The organism is Pseudarthrobacter sp. HLT1-3 (assembly GCF_059383535.1).
In genome coordinates, this window is the sequence record NZ_JBWZCJ010000002.1 from 286,416 (window position 1) to 303,417 (window position 17,002).

The 17,002-nt window shown below is 68.4% G+C and carries 16 protein-coding genes; 7 read left to right on the top strand and 9 right to left on the bottom strand.

The window, feature by feature from the left end; genetic code table 11:
* Nucleotides 1-145 precede the first annotated feature (145 nt).
* Nucleotides 146-889 (top strand): glycerophosphodiester phosphodiesterase family protein, encoded by a 744-nt coding sequence (locus AC50X9_RS03035; protein WP_494890192.1) that lies wholly within the window; start codon nt 146-148, stop codon nt 887-889.
* 16 nt (nt 890-905) lie between these two features.
* On the opposite strand, the gene AC50X9_RS03040 is transcribed toward AC50X9_RS03035, so the two are convergent.
* Together AC50X9_RS03040 and AC50X9_RS03045 are read right to left on the bottom strand one after the other, a co-directional pair.
* Nucleotides 906-1,877, bottom strand: coding sequence for an ADP-dependent NAD(P)H-hydrate dehydratase (locus tag AC50X9_RS03040; protein ID WP_494890050.1), 972 nt, complete (start codon nt 1,875-1,877; stop codon nt 906-908).
* Entirely contained in the window at nt 1,861-2,646 is a 786-nt protein-coding gene (locus AC50X9_RS03045) for a histidine phosphatase family protein (protein ID WP_494890194.1), read from the bottom strand. Before AC50X9_RS03045 ends, AC50X9_RS03040 begins: the two co-directional genes overlap by 17 nt.
* Before the next feature lie 194 nt (nt 2,647-2,840).
* Between AC50X9_RS03045 and AC50X9_RS03050 the strand changes: the two genes are divergently transcribed.
* Nucleotides 2,841-3,965 (top strand): glycerate kinase, encoded by a 1,125-nt coding sequence (locus AC50X9_RS03050; RefSeq protein ID WP_494890052.1) that lies wholly within the window; start codon nt 2,841-2,843, stop codon nt 3,963-3,965.
* 4 nt (nt 3,966-3,969) lie between these two features.
* Here the strand turns inward: AC50X9_RS03050 and AC50X9_RS03055 are convergent, their stop codons facing one another.
* Nucleotides 3,970-4,677, bottom strand: coding sequence for a DUF6766 family protein (locus AC50X9_RS03055; RefSeq protein WP_494890055.1), 708 nt, complete (start codon nt 4,675-4,677; stop codon nt 3,970-3,972).
* Between the two features lie 2 nt (nt 4,678-4,679).
* Complete coding sequence (locus tag AC50X9_RS03060; protein WP_494890197.1) at nt 4,680-5,126, bottom strand: DUF6328 family protein; 447 nt, start codon at nt 5,124-5,126, stop codon at nt 4,680-4,682.
* A gap of 356 nt (nt 5,127-5,482) precedes the next feature.
* Here AC50X9_RS03060 and AC50X9_RS03065 point away from each other — a divergent pair, with 356 nt between their 5' ends.
* Nucleotides 5,483-6,382: an SDR family oxidoreductase gene (locus AC50X9_RS03065; protein ID WP_494890060.1), complete on the top strand. Its 900-nt coding sequence runs from the start codon at nt 5,483-5,485 to the stop codon at nt 6,380-6,382.
* A gap of 64 nt (nt 6,383-6,446) precedes the next feature.
* Nucleotides 6,447-6,968, top strand: a complete 522-nt coding sequence (locus tag AC50X9_RS03070; RefSeq protein WP_494890063.1) for a hypothetical protein — start codon at nt 6,447-6,449, stop codon at nt 6,966-6,968.
* A 109-nt stretch (nt 6,969-7,077) separates the two neighbouring features.
* On the opposite strand, the gene AC50X9_RS03075 is transcribed toward AC50X9_RS03070, so the two are convergent.
* The gene (locus AC50X9_RS03075) at nt 7,078-8,415 is read right to left on the bottom strand and encodes a uracil-xanthine permease family protein (RefSeq protein WP_494890065.1); all 1,338 of its coding nucleotides are present in this window, start codon (nt 8,413-8,415) and stop codon (nt 7,078-7,080) included.
* Between the two features lie 215 nt (nt 8,416-8,630).
* Between AC50X9_RS03075 and AC50X9_RS03080 the strand changes: the two genes are divergently transcribed.
* Both AC50X9_RS03080 and AC50X9_RS03085 read left to right on the top strand, forming a co-directional pair.
* Entirely contained in the window at nt 8,631-9,236 is a 606-nt protein-coding gene (locus tag AC50X9_RS03080) for a malonic semialdehyde reductase (RefSeq protein ID WP_494890070.1), read from the top strand.
* Between the two features lie 347 nt (nt 9,237-9,583).
* Nucleotides 9,584-10,747 (top strand): GGDEF domain-containing protein, encoded by a 1,164-nt coding sequence (locus AC50X9_RS03085; RefSeq protein WP_494890074.1) that lies wholly within the window; start codon nt 9,584-9,586, stop codon nt 10,745-10,747.
* A 130-nt stretch (nt 10,748-10,877) separates the two neighbouring features.
* Here AC50X9_RS03085 and pgm read toward each other — a convergent pair whose 3' ends face one another.
* Nucleotides 10,878-12,551: a phosphoglucomutase (alpha-D-glucose-1,6-bisphosphate-dependent) gene (gene pgm, locus AC50X9_RS03090; protein WP_494890076.1), complete on the bottom strand. Its 1,674-nt coding sequence runs from the start codon at nt 12,549-12,551 to the stop codon at nt 10,878-10,880.
* Nucleotides 12,552-12,676: 125 nt separating this feature from the next.
* Between pgm and AC50X9_RS03095 the strand changes: the two genes are divergently transcribed.
* Nucleotides 12,677-13,342, top strand: a complete 666-nt coding sequence (locus AC50X9_RS03095; RefSeq protein WP_494890078.1) for a DUF4190 domain-containing protein — start codon at nt 12,677-12,679, stop codon at nt 13,340-13,342.
* Between the two features lie 9 nt (nt 13,343-13,351).
* On the opposite strand, the gene AC50X9_RS03100 is transcribed toward AC50X9_RS03095, so the two are convergent.
* The 3 genes from AC50X9_RS03100 to AC50X9_RS03110 form a co-directional block, all read right to left on the bottom strand.
* Complete coding sequence (locus tag AC50X9_RS03100) at nt 13,352-14,197, bottom strand: phosphotransferase (RefSeq protein WP_494890080.1); 846 nt, start codon at nt 14,195-14,197, stop codon at nt 13,352-13,354.
* A gap of 4 nt (nt 14,198-14,201) precedes the next feature.
* Nucleotides 14,202-15,671 (bottom strand): peptide MFS transporter, encoded by a 1,470-nt coding sequence (locus tag AC50X9_RS03105; RefSeq protein ID WP_494890082.1) that lies wholly within the window; start codon nt 15,669-15,671, stop codon nt 14,202-14,204.
* Nucleotides 15,672-15,795: 124 nt separating this feature from the next.
* On the bottom strand, nt 15,796-16,908 hold the full coding sequence (locus AC50X9_RS03110; RefSeq protein WP_494890084.1) for an alcohol dehydrogenase catalytic domain-containing protein: 1,113 nt from the start codon (nt 16,906-16,908) through the stop codon (nt 15,796-15,798).
* Between the last annotated feature and the right edge of the window lie 94 nt (nt 16,909-17,002).

Sequence of the window (17,002 nt, forward strand, 5' to 3'; positions counted from 1 at the left end):
GCGCCTGTTCACCGGAGACTGTTCACCGCAGCATCTGTACCGCAGCCTGCCCCGCCCCGCAGTCCCCGGGCTCCGATAGGCTTCAAATGTGAGCACCCCGCACCCCTTCTTCGCTGCCGACGACGGCCCGGTGCTTCCCGTGGCGATGGCCCACCGCGGCTTCTCCCGGGATGGCCGGGAGAACTCGATGGCCGCGTTCCGCGCCGCCGTCGACCTGGGGTTCCGCCACCTGGAGACCGACGTGCACACCACCGCCGACGGCGTGCTGCTGCTGTTCCACGACGAAACCCTCGACCGGATCACGGACGGCCGCGGCCGGATCTCCGAACTCCGGGCGGAGACCGTGGCGCTGGCGCGGATCGGCGGCACCGAGCCCATCCCGCTGTTCGAGGAACTCGCCACCGCCTTCCCGGAGGTCCGGCTGAACCTCGACATCAAGGACTGGAACTCGGTGTACACCCTGGCCGCGGCGATCGAACGGTACGGTCTGCATGACCGTGTACTGATCGCGAGCTTCTCGGACCGCCGGCGCCGGGCCGTGCTGAAACAGCTGAGCCGCCCCGCCGCGAGCTCGGCCGGTATCGTGTCCAACGCCCTCTTCGTCCTGCTGGGCCCCGTTCTCCCGGCACCCCTGCTGCGTCGCACGGCGGGACGGGCGCTCCGCGGCGTCGACGCCCTGCAGGTGCCGGTGAGGTACGGTGCCGTGCCCGTGGTGACGCCCGGCTTCATCCGCCGCGCCCACCGGCACGGGCTGCAGGTGCACGTCTGGACCGTCAACGATCCCGCGGAAATGCACCGGCTGCTGGACCTTGGCGTGGACGGGATCGTCACCGACCGCGCGGACCTGCTCAAGGAAGTCCTGCAGGAACGCGGCGGCTGGCCCGGCTGACAGCGGCCGGAGCGGGTCAGGAACCGAGTTCCATCATCAGCGGTGGAAGCTCCTCCGTGAGTTCGCGGGCGAGATAGCCGAGGCCGCCCAGCCGGCTCGCAAGCCGGTCGCCGGCGGCCGCATGCAGATGGGTGCCCCAGCAGACGGCTTGGGCGTCCGTGGTTCCCCGCGCCCGCAGCCCGGCGATTGTCCCGGACAGCACGTCGCCGGATCCCGAGGTGCCGAGCCCGCTGTGTCCGGTGGTGATTTCCCACAGCGAGGCCCGGGTGCCGCCGGCCTCAGCGCCGACCGTTCCGGAGTCCGGCCGGCCGCCAGCCCCGCTCGGCCGCGCGATCACACCCTGGCAGCTCACCACAGCACAGTACTTCTCCGCGAGTTCCGGCACGTCCCGGGCCAGCTCCCCGGCGTCGTGCCCCAGCAGGATCCCCGCCTCGGTGACATTCGGGGTCAGGATCAGCCGACCCGCCCAGGGGCCCAGCTCCCCGGCCAGCTCGGGCAGGCTGCCGAGGGCGAAGGCATCGAGGATGATGGCCGGCGGCTGCTTCCCCGCCGGCACCTTGAGGAGTCCGCGAAGCAACGCGGTGGCCTCGTCCTTGTCGTCGAGGCCCGGGCCGATCAGGACCGCGTCCGCGGCTTCGACCGGTGCTGCGAGGACGGCGGCTGCCGAAGAGCCCTTGACCGTGCCCGAGGCGGTTTCCGGCAGCCTGAGCACGCCCGCCTCGGGCAGCGCGACCGCGAGGTGCACGGCTACGGATTCTGCCACGGCCAGGGTGAGCCGTCCGGCGCCGGAGCGCAGCGCGGCCACCCCTGCGAGCAGCGCGGCCCCCGGCGTTATCCGCGCCCCGCCGATCACCAGCACCGATCCGCGGTCGTCCTTGCCGGAGCCGCCGCCGGGCAGCGGCCAGTCGCGCAATAGGGACGGTGTGACGGGCTCGGGGCGGACCGGCTCCCGCCCGGCCCCGGTGGCAGACTCACCGCGGGTGGACATTGGTATCTCCTGCGTGTTCGGTCACCGGGACCCCTTCGCTCATCAGGTGATCTGCCACGTTGAAACTCTCCAGTTGCCACGGGCCGGTGCCGGCGGGCCGGACGAAGCGGCTCACGGAGGCATTGAGAATCGCGGAGCTGGCGGCGATGTCCAGCACCTCGCGCTCCGTCAGCCCTTCCAGGATGTAGCGGAACAGCAGGATGACGGCGTCGTGGCAGACCAGCAGCACCCGCTGGCCGGGGTACAGGCGGTCCAGGTCGGCCAGCAGGGAGCGCAAGCGGAGGACGACGTCGGCCCACGATTCGCCGCCGGGCGGGCGGTAGTAGAACTTGCCCAGCCAGCGCCGCCGTTCGGCCTCCTGCGGGAGCCTGGCCTCCACGCCGGCCGAGGTGAGCATGTCCAGGATGCCGAGCTCGCGGTCACGCAGCCGCTCATCCAGCAGGGGCTGGGTCTGCCAGCCTCCGGTGTGGACGGCCAGTTCCGCCGTCTGCCGGGCCCGCAGATACGGCGAAGTCCAGACGGCGCCACGCCGGTCCTCCGGGAATCCCGCGAGCAGGCGGCCGAGCGCCAGCGCCTGCTCCCGCCCGGTTCCGGACAGTTCGACGTCGGCGTCGCGCGCCGGAACGTTGATGACGTGCGCCCCGGACTGGTGCGCCAGGGTGGCGGCCACATTCCCCTGGCTCTCGCCATGCCGGACGAGCACAAGCTCGGTGATGCCGGGCGGACCGTTGACGCCGGACAGATTGTCCGTGCCAGGCCGACCGGTCATGCCCTGGCGGGCCTTTCCGTCTTCCTCCACCGTTACCCCCTGAGTCCGGGTCGAATCCGTGTGGGTGCCACGTTACTCCCGACGCCCGGGCCTGTCGCCGGAGCCCGCCCTGTCGCCGACGCCGGGGCCTGTCGCCGCGGGCCCGGCATGGGAGTGCGCGGGGGAGCAGGCGCCGCGGCTGGCAGGATGGGACCATGCGCATTCTGATCGCCCCGGACAAGTTCAAAGGCTCGCTGACAGCCGCCGAAGCCGCTTCTGCCATCGCCGAAGGTGCCTTGCGGGTCTATCCCGACGCCGAGGCCATCCAGTTTCCGGTGGCGGACGGCGGCGAAGGAACCCTCGAGGCGGCCGTCGCCGCCGGGTACGAGGAGCGGCTGAACGCCGTCGTCGGACCGATCCTGGCGCCCGTTGGCGCCGCGTGGGCGATCCGGAAGGACGCTTTCGGCAGGGCCACCGCCGTGATCGAAACCGCGCAGGCCTCCGGCCTGGCCCACATGGATCCCACCCCGGCCAACGCCCTGCGGGCGCACAGCTACGGCTGCGGGCAGCTGATTGCGGCCGCCCTCGACGCCGGTGCAACGGAGATCGTGCTGGGCCTGGGCGGCTCGGCAATGAGCGACGGCGGCAGCGGGGCCTTGCGCGCGCTGGGCCTGAAGCCGCTCGACGCCGCGGGCAACGTGGTGCCGCTCGGGGGCGGTTCGCTCGCTGAGGTGTCGCAGCTCGATGTCAGCGGCCTTGATCCGCGGCTGGGCGCCGTGAAGTTCCGGATCGCCGTCGACGTGCAGAACCCGCTGGTTGGCAGCGACGGCGCAGCCCATGTGTTCGGCCCGCAGAAAGGCGCCGACGAGGACGCCGTGGAGCTGCTCGACGCCGGCCTCCGCAACTGGGCCTCGGTGCTGCGCCAGGCCACCGGACGGGACGTCAACGTTCCCGGCGCGGGGGCGGCCGGTGGGTTCCCGGCGTCGTTCCTGGCCTTCAGCAACGCAGCCCTGGAAAGCGGCTTCGAACTGGTCGCCGGGCTCACCGGGCTGGCCGGCAAGCTCGCGCAGGCGGACCTGGTGATCACCGGCGAGGGCTCCCTCGATGCCCAGTCGCTGGCCGGCAAGGCACCGATTGCGCTCGCCGATGCCGCCCACAGCCTCGGGATTCCCGTGATCGTGGTCGCCGGACGGATCCTGGTTACCCCGGAAGAGCTCGCCCAGCATGGTGTGGTGGCCGCGGCGCAGCTGCTGGATGTGGCCGGCAGCCCGGACGACGCGGTCGCAAACGCCGCGAAGTACCTGGCCTGGGCCACCAGCCAGGTGCTCGAGGGGGCCTGAGCGCTCAGGCCCCCGTCTCATAGTGCGGCTCCGCGACCGGCTTGGATTCGGGGGAGCCCCGCTCGCGCAGGTACACCGACGCGCCGACGAGGACAGCCACGGCCAGGAATTCACTTTGCCAGTTCTGGAAGGATTCGAACCAGAAGCGGCTGGTCGCCAGATACTCCAGGACCGTCACTGGCGCCTGCCCGTGACTCTGCTGCTCGGAACTGTATTCCTCGCTGCCGCCGACCGCGTGGAGTGTCATCGACGCCAGGAACAGCAGCAGGAACATGATCGACAGGGAGTGTTCATAGAGCTTGAGGACCCAGCCGCCGCGCCGCACCGGCCACGGGGCGGTTTTTTTGAGGGCCGCGTCCCGGGGATCCTCATCCTGCGGGGCATCCCGGTCCATGGGCTTGGACTCTGAGGATCCTTTCTGGAAAAGGAACACCGTCAGGATGACGTACATGCCCATCTGCAGGAACTCGGACTCCCAGTTCTCAAACGTCGCCTCCAGGAAGGCGCCCGTGCCGAGGTACTGCAGCACTGTCACGGCAGGCTCGCCGTGGGCCAGCTGGTCCTCGCTGTAGGCGGCGGCTCCGCTGAAGACCATGCCGCCGAAGAACAGCAGGAACATGCCGATGTTGGCCAGCATCAGTCCGTGTTCCTTGACCCATCCGCTGTCATTTGCCGGCTGGGTGCTGGGTTGTTTGCGTGCGGCGTTTGCCATGTTTAAATCCTCTCTGCGGTCCGCCGGCGGAGCCTGCTCGGCACGTAAACGAGCAGGATGAGCAGCACCGCCAACAGCGTCGCCGCGGCAGTCAATCCCGCCGTCCGGCCTGCCGCGACGTCGAAGACCAGCGCGGAGGTGCCGACGCTGAGGAGCCCGACGCCGGCCAGGGCAACCTTTGCGATCCGGTCCGCGCTCGCCACGAGGGCCGCCCGGAGATGCAGGCGGAACAGGCGCCGGTGCACACTGACCGGGAGCAGGATCAGTGCTGTGGTGAGCGCGGCCAACGCCACGTTGGCGAGGTAGAGGTTGGTCTGGAAATCGTCCAGCGACTCGAACTTCGACTGGAACGGCAGGGTCAGCAGGAAGCCAGCCAGGAGCTGCACCCCGGTCTGCAGCACCCGCAGCTCCTGCAGCAGCTCCATCCAGTTGCGGTCCAGTTTCTCGATGGCGGACTCGTTCCGCTGGTCCGAATCCGGCCCATGCCGAGCGGGCCCGTTTGGCGCTGATTCGTTCCGGGCGGGCTCGTTCTGACCTGACTCGGTCCGAGCCGATTCGGAGCGAGCGGACACCGGCTCTGGGTTGGACACTGTTCGCCTCCGGGAGACTGCGGATCAAACTGCGGGGGGCAGCTAACACTCAACCTAGGCTTGAGCGTTACCAAATTCAAGCAACTACTAAGTCTGCTGATGAATCTCCGGTAGGGTGGAACTGTTTACATCACGGGGTCAGCTTTCGAAGGCCGGGGCAGCGCCCACGGCCGGGAAAGTCGCCCTTGGAAAACCGACACGTTGGTAGGTGGACTATGAGTGATTCAAGCAAGCAGCCGGACCAGCCGCGCGACCCCCGGGGCGGCTACTACTCCGGGCCGTTCCCGGAGCAGGTGCAGGAACAGCCGGGCCTGACCGCGCCCATGGATCCCCAGCCGGACCACGGCGAGGAGAGCTACGAAGGCAGCCGTGCGCTCGAAGGCAAAGCCGCGCTGATTACCGGCGGGGACTCGGGAATCGGCAAGGCGGTGGCCATCGCCTTCGCCCGCGAGGGCGCCGACGTCGCCATCTCCTACCTGCCGGAGGAGGAAGCCGATGCGCAGGACACCGCCGCGTGGATCCGCAAGACCGGGCGCAGGGCGCTGCTGCTCGCCGGCGACGGGCGCAGTGAGGATTTCGCCACCAGAATCGTGGACGACGTCCTCGCCGAGTTCGGCCGGCTGGACGTCCTGGTGCTGAACGCGGCCTACCAGAAGAACCGCGAGAGCTTCGAGTCACTCCCCACCGAGGAGTTCGACCGCGTCTTCAAGACCAACCTCTACTCGCTGATCTGGACCGCGCGGGCCGCGGTACCGCACCTGAAGGCCGGCGCGTCGATCATCACGACGGCGTCGATCCAGGCATTCAATCCTTCGCCCCAGCTCATCGACTACGCCATGACCAAGGCTGCGCAGGTCGCCTTCACCAAGGCGCTGGCCCAGGAGCTCGGCCCAAAGGGAATCCGCGTAAACGCCGTGGCTCCGGGCCCCATCTGGACGCCGCTGATCCCGGCGACCGAGTGGCCGGACAAGCTGCCCACTTTCGGCCTGGACACCCCGCTGCAACGCGCGGGGCAGCCCGCGGAACTTGCGCCGGCCTACGTGCTCCTGGCCTCCGACCACGGCTCCTACATCTCCGGCGCGGTGGTTCCGGTCACCGGGGGCAGGGGCCTCTGAGCCGCCCCCGTATCGCACAGGGTTCGAATTCCAACGTCAATTTTTCAAGCACGGGAGGAACGCTATGACTGAGCAGAATCAGCAGGATCCGATCGAAGAGGCCGGCGGCTACGGTACGCCGACGGCGGAGCAGGAAATGCCCGGCGGCGACACACAGAAGTTCGCCCAGCCCCGCGAGGAAGAAGCGTTCGACGCCGCCGGACTCAGCCAGGACAGCCCGGACGGGGAGACCTACCCGGCCGGCGCTCCCGACCTGAGCCAGTTTGGCGCTGAAGACCAAGACAGTGCAGGAGAACCCGGAGCAGGACGCTTCGGAGGAACGGAGGAACAAATGAGTTCAGAAAACGCCAGCACCACCCCCGGTTACGACGCCGACGCCTCGGAGAATTCCGAGGCGGCCATGCCATCCTCGGAAGCGGAGATGGACGAGTCCAACACCGAGCAGCCCGACGCCGGACGTCCCTTCTCCTCGGAGCCCGGCCAGGACGCGGCCGGTCTGCCCGACGGATCCGGAACGGACCTGCCCGAGGAAAAATCCCCGAAGGACCGCGACGCCGACGATGAGGAAGCCTTCGACGCCGGCTAAGCCGGGAGCGGCATTGAGCAATGCCCTACAGCGAAGGCCGGGAGCCGTGCACCATGTCGGTGTCCGGGTCCCGGCCTTTCGGTTGCGGCGGGCTGGCGCCCGAGGGCGTCTAGCGGCGCTTCTTTGGAGCCCGTTTGATCGCGGCCGTGGCGGCCGCCACGGGGCCTTCCGTTTCCGGCTCGGCAACCGTGCCGCGGGCCTTCGCGACCGCCTTCATGCCGTGGTAGATCACCAGGGCCGCAGCCGAGCCGAGGGCGATGCCGGTGAACTTCAGGTCCCCGATGGTCCAGGTGTAGTCCGCGATGCCAATGATCAGCGCCACGGCCGCGGTCGTCAGGTTGATCGGGTTGGAGAAGTTCACCTTGTTCTGGACCCAGATCTTGACGCCCAGGACGCCGATCATGCCGTACAGCATGGTCGCCGCGCCGCCAAGCACCCCGGCCGGGACGGTGGCGATCACTTCGCCGAATTTCGGCGAGAAGCTCAGCACCACGGCGAAGACACCGGCCACCCAGTAGGCCGCCGTCGAATAGACCTTCGTCGCGGCCATCACGCCGATGTTTTCCGCGTAGGTCGTGGTCCCGGATCCGCCGCCCATGCCGGCCAGCACTGTGGCGGCGCCGTCGGCCATCAGCGCACGCCCGGAGACGCCGTCGAGGTTCTGCCCGGTCATGGCGGACACGGACTTCACATGGCCGATGTTCTCGGCCACCAGCACCAGCACCACCGGCACGAACAGGCCGACGACGCCGAGGTGGAACTCGGGGGCCTGGAAGAACGGGAGCCCCACCCAGGCCGCGGAGTCGACCTTGGAGAAGTCCACTTCGCCGCGGATCATTGCCACGAGGTAACCCACCACAACGCCGACCAGGATGCTGAGCCGGCCGAGGATGCCGCGGAAGAAGACGCTGACGACGATGATCGTGGCGAGGGTGATGAGGGCCGTGACCGGGGCGGCGTCGAAATTGTTCTTCGCTGCGGGGGCAAGGTTGAGGCCGATCAGTCCCACGATCGCGCCCGTCACGATGGGCGGCATCAGGCGGTTGATCCAGCCGGCCCCGAACTTCTGCACCACCGCGCCGATGATTGCCAGCCCGACGCCGGCCAGCACCACGCCGCCCAGCGCGCCGGCGACGCCGTACTGCTGCTGCGAGGCCATGATCGGGGCGATGAACGCGAAACTGGAACCGAGGTAGCTCGGCACCTGGCCCTTGGTGATCACCAGGAACAGCAGCGTGCCGATGCCTGAGAAGAACAGCGTCGTTGCCGGCGGCATGCCCGTGATGATCGGTACCAGGAAGGTGGCGCCGAACATGGCGACAACGTGCTGCATTCCGACGCCAATGGTCAGGGGCCAGGCAAGGCGCTCATCCGGCTTCACGACCTCGCCCGGGCGGATGGACTTGCCGTTGCCGTGGAGCTTCCATTTGGTACCGAGCATGCTCATTGCCGGAGCCTTTCAGTGAATGTGTGGTGGGGCGGGAAGGAATCTTCCGGAGCAACTTTACCGCGCCGGTGTTTCCGGCATGCTTCGCCGGAGGCCGCGCTGTGCCGGACGTCACGGGGCGTTACGGGAAGCACCCCGCATAGCTTGAAGTTGCAACTATAGACAGTAACAAGTGGCCGCCGTCCCGGCGGGCACACCCAGCGAAAAGGACGCCCATGACGATCGCCCATGACGAAGCAGTAATCGACGCCGCCGCAGTGGATGCCATCTTTGCCGAGGCCCGCACCGCCAACACCTTCACCGGCGAGGTCACCGACGAGCAGGCCCGGGCCATCTACGAACTCACCAAATTCGGTCCTACCGCCTTCAACTCGCAGCCGCTGCGCGTGACGTACGTCCGGTCCGCGGAAGCCCGCGCCACTTTGGTCGAAAAGCTCTCCAACGGCAACCGCGCCAAGACTGCGACCGCACCGCTCGTGGCAGTGCTCAGCTATGACACCTCCTGGCAGGAGCAGTGGGACAGCTTCCTGCCCGGCTACAACGCACCCAAAGCGATGTACGACGCCGCCCCGGACCTCGCCGCTGCCACCGGCAACAACAACGCGCACCTGCAGGCCGGCTACTTCATCCTCGCCGTCCGGTCCCTGGGCTTCGCTGCAGGACCGATGACGGGCGCTGACTTCACCGCGATTGACCAGGCTTTCTTCCCCGACGGCGACCAGAAGAGCTTCCTCGTGGTCAACATCGGCCAGCCCGCTGCCGACGCCTGGGGTGCTCCGAAGCCGAAGTTCGCTTACGAGGACGTCGTCCGCACGGTCTGACAGCAATGCCGGCGCGGACGTGCACCCGGCGTCGGGCTGGCGCGGAAGTGCCCCCGGCACCATGGGGGACAGACCGGAGGCACTCGGGACGCAATTCTGCGGTTGAACGCAAGGCCGCATCCGGGGCCGCTTCCCAGTTTAGTCCGCATCGGGGCGCAACCACAGGGCCACCGGTTGGCTTCGTCGCGGAGTCCGCGGTGCTGCACCACGGGACGCCCCGGGGCCCGGCAGGTCACATCGGAGACAGTAGTCACACATATCGTGCCGCCGGGTGCCATACTAAAGGTCACCTGCGGCGCGGAGTCGGCGCAAATCGGGCAATTGCGAGCGGACCGGGGGGCCACTACATGATGCTTGACACCGCGACCCTGAGGGTCGCCCTGGCGGTGGTCGATCTGACCCTCCTGCTGCTTTTTTACTTCATCACTTACCGCCGGACACGCTCGTCCTACAGCGGCTGGTGGTGCCTGGCGCTGCTGCTGTTCCTGTCCGGCAATGCGGCCTATCTGCTGGACCATACGCCGTACCAGATCTGGGGCAACCCGCTCGGGAACGTGCTCCTCGTCGCGGGCGCGGGCAGTATCTGGGCGGGGGCACGGTCACTGCGGACCACGGTTCCCCGCCTTTGGTACCTCGCCGCCGGACCGGTAATCACCGCCCTGGTCTCGGTACTGGACCAACCGGCCACCAATACGTGGTCCGGTGCGCCCGCGTATCTGGGATTTATGGGCGTGCTGATCGGCCTCGGCTGCCGGGAACTGATCCTGCTGGACCGGCAATTTTCGCGCGTGCATCTGACATTGGCGGTGGGTTCCGGCATCCTGGCGGCGTTCTACCTGGGCCGCTTCGCCGTTTTCCTCGCCGAGGGCCGGGACGGGCCGCTGTTTCAGTCCGTCTTCGGCTCCGTAACGATGACAGTCTTTTCCACCGTGATCATGGTCGTGGCGTCCTTCACAATGGCGGAGCTGAGCTACGAGCAGCAGACCCGGGACCTCCGGGCCCGCGCGACGGTGGACGGGCTCACCGGGCTGCTGAACCGCACGGCATTCCTGGACCTCGCGAGGGACGAACTGCGGCGCCTCAACCGGGGCCGGACCGCGGCGTCGCTGATCCTGGCGGATCTGGACCATTTCAAGGCCATCAACGACGAGTTTGGCCACTCGGCCGGTGACACTGCGCTGCAGGCGTTCGCGGATGCCTGCACGGCGACGGTCCGTTCCACCGATCTCGTGGGCCGCTATGGCGGCGAGGAATTCATCATGCTGCTGCCGGGCGTGACGCCGGAAAGGGCCGGGGAAATCGCCGCCGACATCAGTGCCCGGCTGCACGCGGCGGCGTCGCCGGTGATCCCGCGGCTGCCCACTTCGAGTTACGGCATCACCTCCACCGCGCCCGGGCGGGTGGATCTTCATGCCCTCATCGCCTCCGCGGACGCCGCGCTCTACCGCGCCAAGACACTGGGCAGGGACCGCTCGGTGCTGGCCGGCAGCCTCGAGGAAGATTCGGCCTGAGCGACCGGCCCGGCCCGCCAGCAGAGCGAGGCGGCCGGGCGACCCCGCCGGCCCCGCGACCAAGCCGGCAGGGAACCAGCAGGGCGGCCCCCTGCCGGGGCGAGGCGGCCCGGCAGCCGGGGCTGCGGGGCTAGGAGATGACCCCGTCCACCAGCGCCTTGGCCTCGGCCTGGACCAGCCTGAGGTGCTCCGCTCCCTTGAAGGACTCGGCGTAGATCTTGTAGACATCCTCGGTGCCGGAGGGCCGTGCCGCGAACCAGGCGTTCTCGGTGACCACCTTGAGGCCGCCGATCGCCGCCCCGTTGCCCGGAGCTTCGGTCAGCTTGGCAGTAATGGTTTCACCTGCGAGTTCCGTGGCGGTGACATCCGACGCGGAGAGCTTGCCGAGGGCCGCTTTCTGCTCCCGGGTGGCAGCGGCGTCGATCCGGGCGTAGACCGGGTCGCCGAACTGGTCCGTGAGCCCCTTGTACAGCTGCGACGGCGACTTGCCCGTGACCGCAGTGATCTCTGACGCCAGCAGGGCCAGCAGGATGCCGTCCTTGTCGGTAGTCCAGACGCTGCCGTCCATCTTGTTGAAGGAGGCGCCGGCAGATTCCTCCCCGCCGAAGGCTCCTTCGCCGGAGAGCAGCCCGGGGACGAACCACTTGAAGCCCACGGGGACTTCCACGAGTTTGCGGCCCAGGCTCTCGGCCACCCGGTCGATGATCGAGGAGGACACGAGGGTCTTGCCGATCACTGACTGCGGGTTCCAGCCGGTCCGGTGCCGGAAGAGGTAGTCGATTGCGACGGCGAGGTAGTGGTTCGGGTTCATCAGCCCGCCCTGTCCGTCAACAAAAGGCGTCACGATCCCGTGCCGGTCGGCGTCGGCGTCATTGCCGGTGGCGATATCGAACGCCGTTGTGCCGGAACCGGCCTCCGACATCCTGTTGATCAGCGAGGCCATCGCCGACGGTGAGGAGCAGTCCATCCGGATCTTCTCGTCCCAGTCGAGGGTCATGAACGCCCACTGCGGGTCGACGGTGGGGTTGACCACCGTGAGGTTCAGGTGGTGGCGTTCGCCGATCTCGCCCCAGTAGTCCACCGACGCGCCGCCCATCGGGTCGGCGCCGATCCGGACGCCGGCGTCGCGGATCGCGTTGAGGTCCAGGACCGCGGGGAGGTCGTCGACGTAGCTGCTGAGGAAGTCGAACTTGCCCGTGGTGCCGGCGCTGAGGGCCTCGGCGATGGGAATCCGCTTCACCCCGCGGAGGCCGTTTTCCAGCAGTTCGTTGGCGCGGTTGGCGATCCAGCCGGTGGCGTCCGTGTCGGCGGGTCCGCCGTGCGGGGGGTTGTACTTGAAGCCGCCGTCGCCGGGCGGGTTGTGGCTGGGGGTCACCACGATGCCGTCCGCCTGCGGAGCCCCGGCGGGGGAGTTGTTGTTGTGAGTGAGGATGGCGTGACTCAGCGAAGGCGTGGGCGTATAGCCGTGGCGGGCGTCGATCAGCACATTGACGCCGTTGGCCGCAAGGACTTCCAGGGCGGAGTTCTGCGCCGGCTCGCTCAGGGCATGCGTGTCCTTGGCGAGGTACAGCGGACCGGTGATCCCTTGACCTGCCCGGTACTCCACAATCGCCTGGGTGATGGCGAGAATATGGGGTTCGTTGAAGGATGCCTTCAAACTCGAACCGCGGTGTCCGGAGGTGCCGAACGCCACCCGTTGCCCGGGGTCACCCAGATCCGGGGAAACGTCATAGTACGCATCCAGGAGCGCAGTGAGATCAACAAGGTCTTGGGGTTGGGCAACAGTGCCCGCGCGGCTAGCCATGGCACCAGCATGCCAGAACGGCGCGGACCACAACATGATTACGGCCCCTGTGACGCCGAAATATCCTGCGCAGCACAACGCGACGGCGGTAGGCTGAATCCAGAGACGTCCAAAGGGGGAAAACCGTGACTGACCAGCCGAAACCCGAACAGGACGGGCCGCCGGAGGGCTACCGGCCGCCGTCGTTCATTCCCGGGCAGGAATCCGACGTCCCCGTGCCGCCTGAGGCAAAGACGTTCGACACGATGAAAATTGAGCAGCCGGGCTACGGCCAGCAGCCGTACGGGGCCCCGGGTCAGTCCGGGGAGCAGTATGGCCAGCCGGCTTCCGGCTACAGCCAACCGACCGATCCGTATGGCACGCCTTACGGTGCCGCGCCCCAGCAGCCGTTCGGCCAGCAGCCCTATGGCCAACAGCCTCCCCTCCAGCAGCCCTACGGCGCGCCGGGCCCTTATGGCCAGCAGCCCTATGGCCAGCCGGGCAGCCCGTTCAATGCCTACGGACAGCCGAGTTATTACGGGGTGCCGCCGGAGCCCAAGAGCCTGAGCATCGCCAGCCTGTGCTGCGGCATCGCCGCCTTCCTGGGGCTGGGCTTTTTCCTCCTGCCGCAGCTCGCGGCGGTCATCCTCGGGCACATGGCGCTCAAGCGCGAGCCGTCGGGCAGGGGCATGGCGATAGCCGGCCTGGTGATGGGCTATGTGGGGCTCGCGCTGACCGTCCTGGTGATCATGATCATCGCGCTGGGGCTGGCCATCGGCACCTCCTCCGGCCGGATGTACTACGGGGCGTAGGCTCCCCGGTCAGGCGGTCAGGGCCGCAATAAGCCGTCCGGCGTTGACCTCGAGCCAGACGCCCCGGCGGCGGATCTGGCCGCCGACGCCGTCGTCCCACATCCGCGCCCAGCCGCCGCCGAGGACCCGTGCGTTATGTTCCATCCGCTGGTAGCTGAGCGCCGTCGCCTCGACCCCAAAATCCGGCAGCCGGCGTCGTTCCTCCTCGCTCCAGCCGAAGGCGTCGGCGAAGATCCGGAGCCGCCGGAACGGGTCGGTCGCCTCCCAGCCCGGCCAGGCATCGGCCGGATCCCGGAGCGGGACCCAGTGCGACGCGGTGTTAAACGAGTCCTTGAACGCCGTGCTGGGTCCGGCCAAATCGAAGTCCACCAGCCCGGCGGCGAGGCCGTCCCGGACGACCACGTTCTGCGGGGTCACGTCCAGGTGGCAGATGAGCCCGGCCGGATCCTGGCGGACCGGGCGGGGCGGAAACGGGTGGGCGTCCGGCACGAAGCCGGCCGACGCCGCGTGCAGCCGGCGCAGCAGCTGCGCCACGGACGCCAGGAGCTCCTCGGACTGCACCCAGGCTTCCGGGACGGGCCCGGCGCACAGCCCGGGCAGGAACGTCAGCACGTCCCTGCCCTCCGCGTCCCGGCCCAGGAACCGCGGCGAACCGTCGAACCCGGCATCCTCCAGCCAGTCGAGGTACGCGGCGACTGCCAGGGACTGCGGCTGGTGCGGCCGGCGGACGGTTTCGCCCACCCGCACCACACCGTCGGTGACATCGCCCGCCGGCAGAAGTTCGACGTCGGACGCCTCGCCTGCGGCGGGGACATGGACGCGGGACTCAAGCGGCGCGCGGTGCCTTGGACTCATCGGCTCAGCGTACGCCGCCCATGAGCTTCTTGATCGCCGGTGAGGCGGCCGCCAGGCCAACGGCCAGCAGCATCGCGGTGCCGCCGATGCCGATGAAGTAGGGCAGCTCGTCGTCCGGGTTGTACAGGCCGGACAGCATGCCGGCCAGCGTGGTGCCCAGCGACACCGAGAGGAAGAACAGCGCCACCATCTGGGTGTGAAACGCCTTCGGGGCCAGCTTCGTGGTGACGGACAGGCCGATGGGGGACAGGAACAGTTCCGCGAGGGTGAACAGGAACAGGATTCCCACCAGCGCCAGCAACGGGGTCTTCCCGTCCCCGGCCAGCGGGATGAACGCCAGGAACGCCAGGCCCATCACGAAGAGGCCAACGGAGAACTTCAGTGCCGAGCCGGGCTGCCTGCGGCCCAGCCGGGTCCAGAGGGCAGCCATGACCCCGGCGAAGATGATGATGAACACCGGGTTGATGGACTGAACCCAGGCGGCCGGCATTTCCCAGCCGAACAGGTTCCGGTCCAGTTTCTCCTCCGAGTACACCGCGATGAAGGTGAACTGCTGCTGGAACAGCGCCCAGAACGCGGCCGAGGCGATGTACAGCGGGATGAAGGCGGCCACCCGGCGGCGTTCCGTGCCGTTGACCTTTTTGCTGCTGAAGATCAGGCCGAAGTAGAGCACGGACGCGCCGATGGCCGCGTAGGCCATGGACAAGGCCAGGTTCCCGGCATTGACGATGCCGGTGGCCAGCAGCACGGCGATCACCGCGGCGATGCCGGCGAAGCGCAGGCCATACCTGGTGCGCTCGGCGGCGGGCAGCGGGTTGTGCACCAGATGCGCCTCCTCGGGCAGGTTCTTGCGGCCCAGCGCGTAGATGACCAGGCCCACGGCCATGCCGGCGGCGGCGGCGCCGAAGCCCCAGTGGAACCCGTGGCTATCCTGCAGCCAGCCGGTGACGAGCGGGCCGATCAGCGCGCCCGCGTTGATGCCCATGTAGAAGATGGAGAATCCGGCGTCGCGGCGTTCGTCCTTCTCCCGGTAAAGGCTCCCGACCAGTGCGGTGGCGTTCGCCTTCAGGCCGCCGGAGCCGACGGCGACAAGCACCAGGCCGGCGATCAGGCCGGGGATGCCCGGCAGCAGCGCGAGGGCGATGTGGCCGGCCATGATCAGGATGGCCGAGCCGAAGAGCACTTTTTCGGAGCCGAAGAGCCGGTCCGCGAGCCAGGCGCCCAGGATAGTGGAGAGGTAGACGCCGCCGCCGTAGGCGCCGACCAGGCCGGCGGCCAGGCCCTGCTCAATCCCCAGCCCGCCCTCGGCGGCCGTGAAGTACATGTAGTAGAGCAGGATCCCCTGCATGCCGTAGAAGGAGAAACGCTCCCACATTTCGACGGAGAACAGGCTGGCCAGCATCTTTGGGTGGCCAAAAAAGGACGTATCGCCCGGCGTCGTAACGGGGGGATCGGATAAATGAGTAGTGCTCATTTACTTAATGCTGACAGTGTGACGCGGGATTGTCACATTCCGGGCGCCGCGGGGCAAGCGTTCCAGCCGGTGTTTTCTCCCCGGGTGGGCCGCGTGAGGGGGCGGCGCCGAAAAGCGCGCGGGGCTACCCGGCGTCGAACATAATGACCTGGCGCACCGCTTTGCCGTCGGCGAGCTGGTCCATGGCCTTATTGATGTCCGAAAGGGCGATGCGCGCCGAGATCAGCTCCTCGACTGGGAGTTTCCCTTCGCGCCAGAGCTGGGCGTACTTGGGAATGTCCCGGGCCGGCACGGCGGAACCAAGGTAACTGCCGACGATTGTCCGGGCCTCGGCCGTGACGGTCAGCGGCGAGATCTGGGCCCGCGCGTCCGGGTGCGGCAGGCCAGCGGTGATCGTGGTGCCGCCCACCGCGGTCGCGGCGAACGCGGTTTCGAACGCGCGCGGGTTCCCGGCACATTCGATCACGTACCTGGCCTTGACGCCCTGTTCTCCAACCTGCTGCGGGGTGTACGTTTCGTGGGCGCCCAGCCGGCGGGCGTGATCGAGTTTTTCGTCCAGCGTGTCCACCGCAATGATCCGCGAAACACCCTGCGAGATCGCCGTGATCAGCGCGGCCATGCCGACGCCGCCGAGCCCCACGATCATGATGCTGTCCTGCGGCCGGGGCCGGGCCGCGTTCAGGACGGCGCCGCCTCCGGTCAGCACGGCGCAGCCGAGGACGGCGGCGATGTCCGCGGGGATGTCGTCCCCGACCGGCACGGCCGAAGCGCGGTCCACCACGGCATGGGTGGCGAAGCCGGAGACGCCCAGGTGGTGGAAGATCTTTTCGCCGCTGCGGTCAAGGTGCATGGACCCGTGCAGGAGCGTGCCTTCGCCATTGCTCTTCGACCCCGCCGTGCAGGGGAGCCGTCCGTCTTCGGCGCAGTTTGCACACTTTTCGCACCGCGGCAGAAAGGACATCACGACGCGCTGGCCCGGTTCCAGGTCCTTAACGTCCGCGCCGACCTCGACGACGCGTCCGGCAGCCTCATGCCCCAGCAGCATCGGCACCGGGCGCACCCGGTTGCCGTCCACAACACTCAGGTCCGAGTGGCAGATGCCGGCGGCCTCGATCCGCACCAGGATCTCGGTGGGCCCGGGGCCCGCCAGGTCCAGCTCGGAGATGCTGATGGGCCGGGAATCCGCGTAGGGGCGGGGGCGGCCGATTTCCTCAAGTACTGCGCCGGTGATCTTCATTGATCCCTCTCGTCGGGGAAGTTCTCAAACTGGACATGTCCGGACCTTGCTCAGCTAAACCGTAGCCGCACCGGTGGATGAAAACACCCACATC

Excerpts from the sequence above, each read along its gene's own strand:
- AC50X9_RS03035 (WP_494890192.1), top strand. The coding sequence starts at position 146 with ATGGCCCACCGCGGCTTCTCCCGGGATGGCCGGGAGAACTCGATGGCC.
- AC50X9_RS03040 (WP_494890050.1), bottom strand. The coding sequence starts at position 1,877 with ATGTCCACCCGCGGTGAGTCTGCCACCGGGGCCGGGCGGGAGCCGGTC.
- AC50X9_RS03045 (WP_494890194.1), bottom strand. The coding sequence starts at position 2,646 with ATGACCGGTCGGCCTGGCACGGACAATCTGTCCGGCGTCAACGGTCCG.
- AC50X9_RS03050 (WP_494890052.1), top strand. The coding sequence starts at position 2,841 with ATGCGCATTCTGATCGCCCCGGACAAGTTCAAAGGCTCGCTGACAGCC.
- AC50X9_RS03055 (WP_494890055.1), bottom strand. The coding sequence starts at position 4,677 with ATGGCAAACGCCGCACGCAAACAACCCAGCACCCAGCCGGCAAATGAC.
- AC50X9_RS03065 (WP_494890060.1), top strand. The coding sequence starts at position 5,483 with ATGAGTGATTCAAGCAAGCAGCCGGACCAGCCGCGCGACCCCCGGGGC.
- AC50X9_RS03070 (WP_494890063.1), top strand. The coding sequence starts at position 6,447 with ATGACTGAGCAGAATCAGCAGGATCCGATCGAAGAGGCCGGCGGCTAC.
- AC50X9_RS03075 (WP_494890065.1), bottom strand. The coding sequence starts at position 8,415 with ATGAGCATGCTCGGTACCAAATGGAAGCTCCACGGCAACGGCAAGTCC.
- AC50X9_RS03080 (WP_494890070.1), top strand. The coding sequence starts at position 8,631 with ATGACGATCGCCCATGACGAAGCAGTAATCGACGCCGCCGCAGTGGAT.
- AC50X9_RS03085 (WP_494890074.1), top strand. The coding sequence starts at position 9,584 with ATGATGCTTGACACCGCGACCCTGAGGGTCGCCCTGGCGGTGGTCGAT.
- pgm (WP_494890076.1), bottom strand. The coding sequence starts at position 12,551 with ATGGCTAGCCGCGCGGGCACTGTTGCCCAACCCCAAGACCTTGTTGAT.
- AC50X9_RS03100 (WP_494890080.1), bottom strand. The coding sequence starts at position 14,197 with ATGAGTCCAAGGCACCGCGCGCCGCTTGAGTCCCGCGTCCATGTCCCC.
- AC50X9_RS03105 (WP_494890082.1), bottom strand. The coding sequence starts at position 15,671 with ATGAGCACTACTCATTTATCCGATCCCCCCGTTACGACGCCGGGCGAT.
- AC50X9_RS03110 (WP_494890084.1), bottom strand. The coding sequence starts at position 16,908 with ATGAAGATCACCGGCGCAGTACTTGAGGAAATCGGCCGCCCCCGCCCC.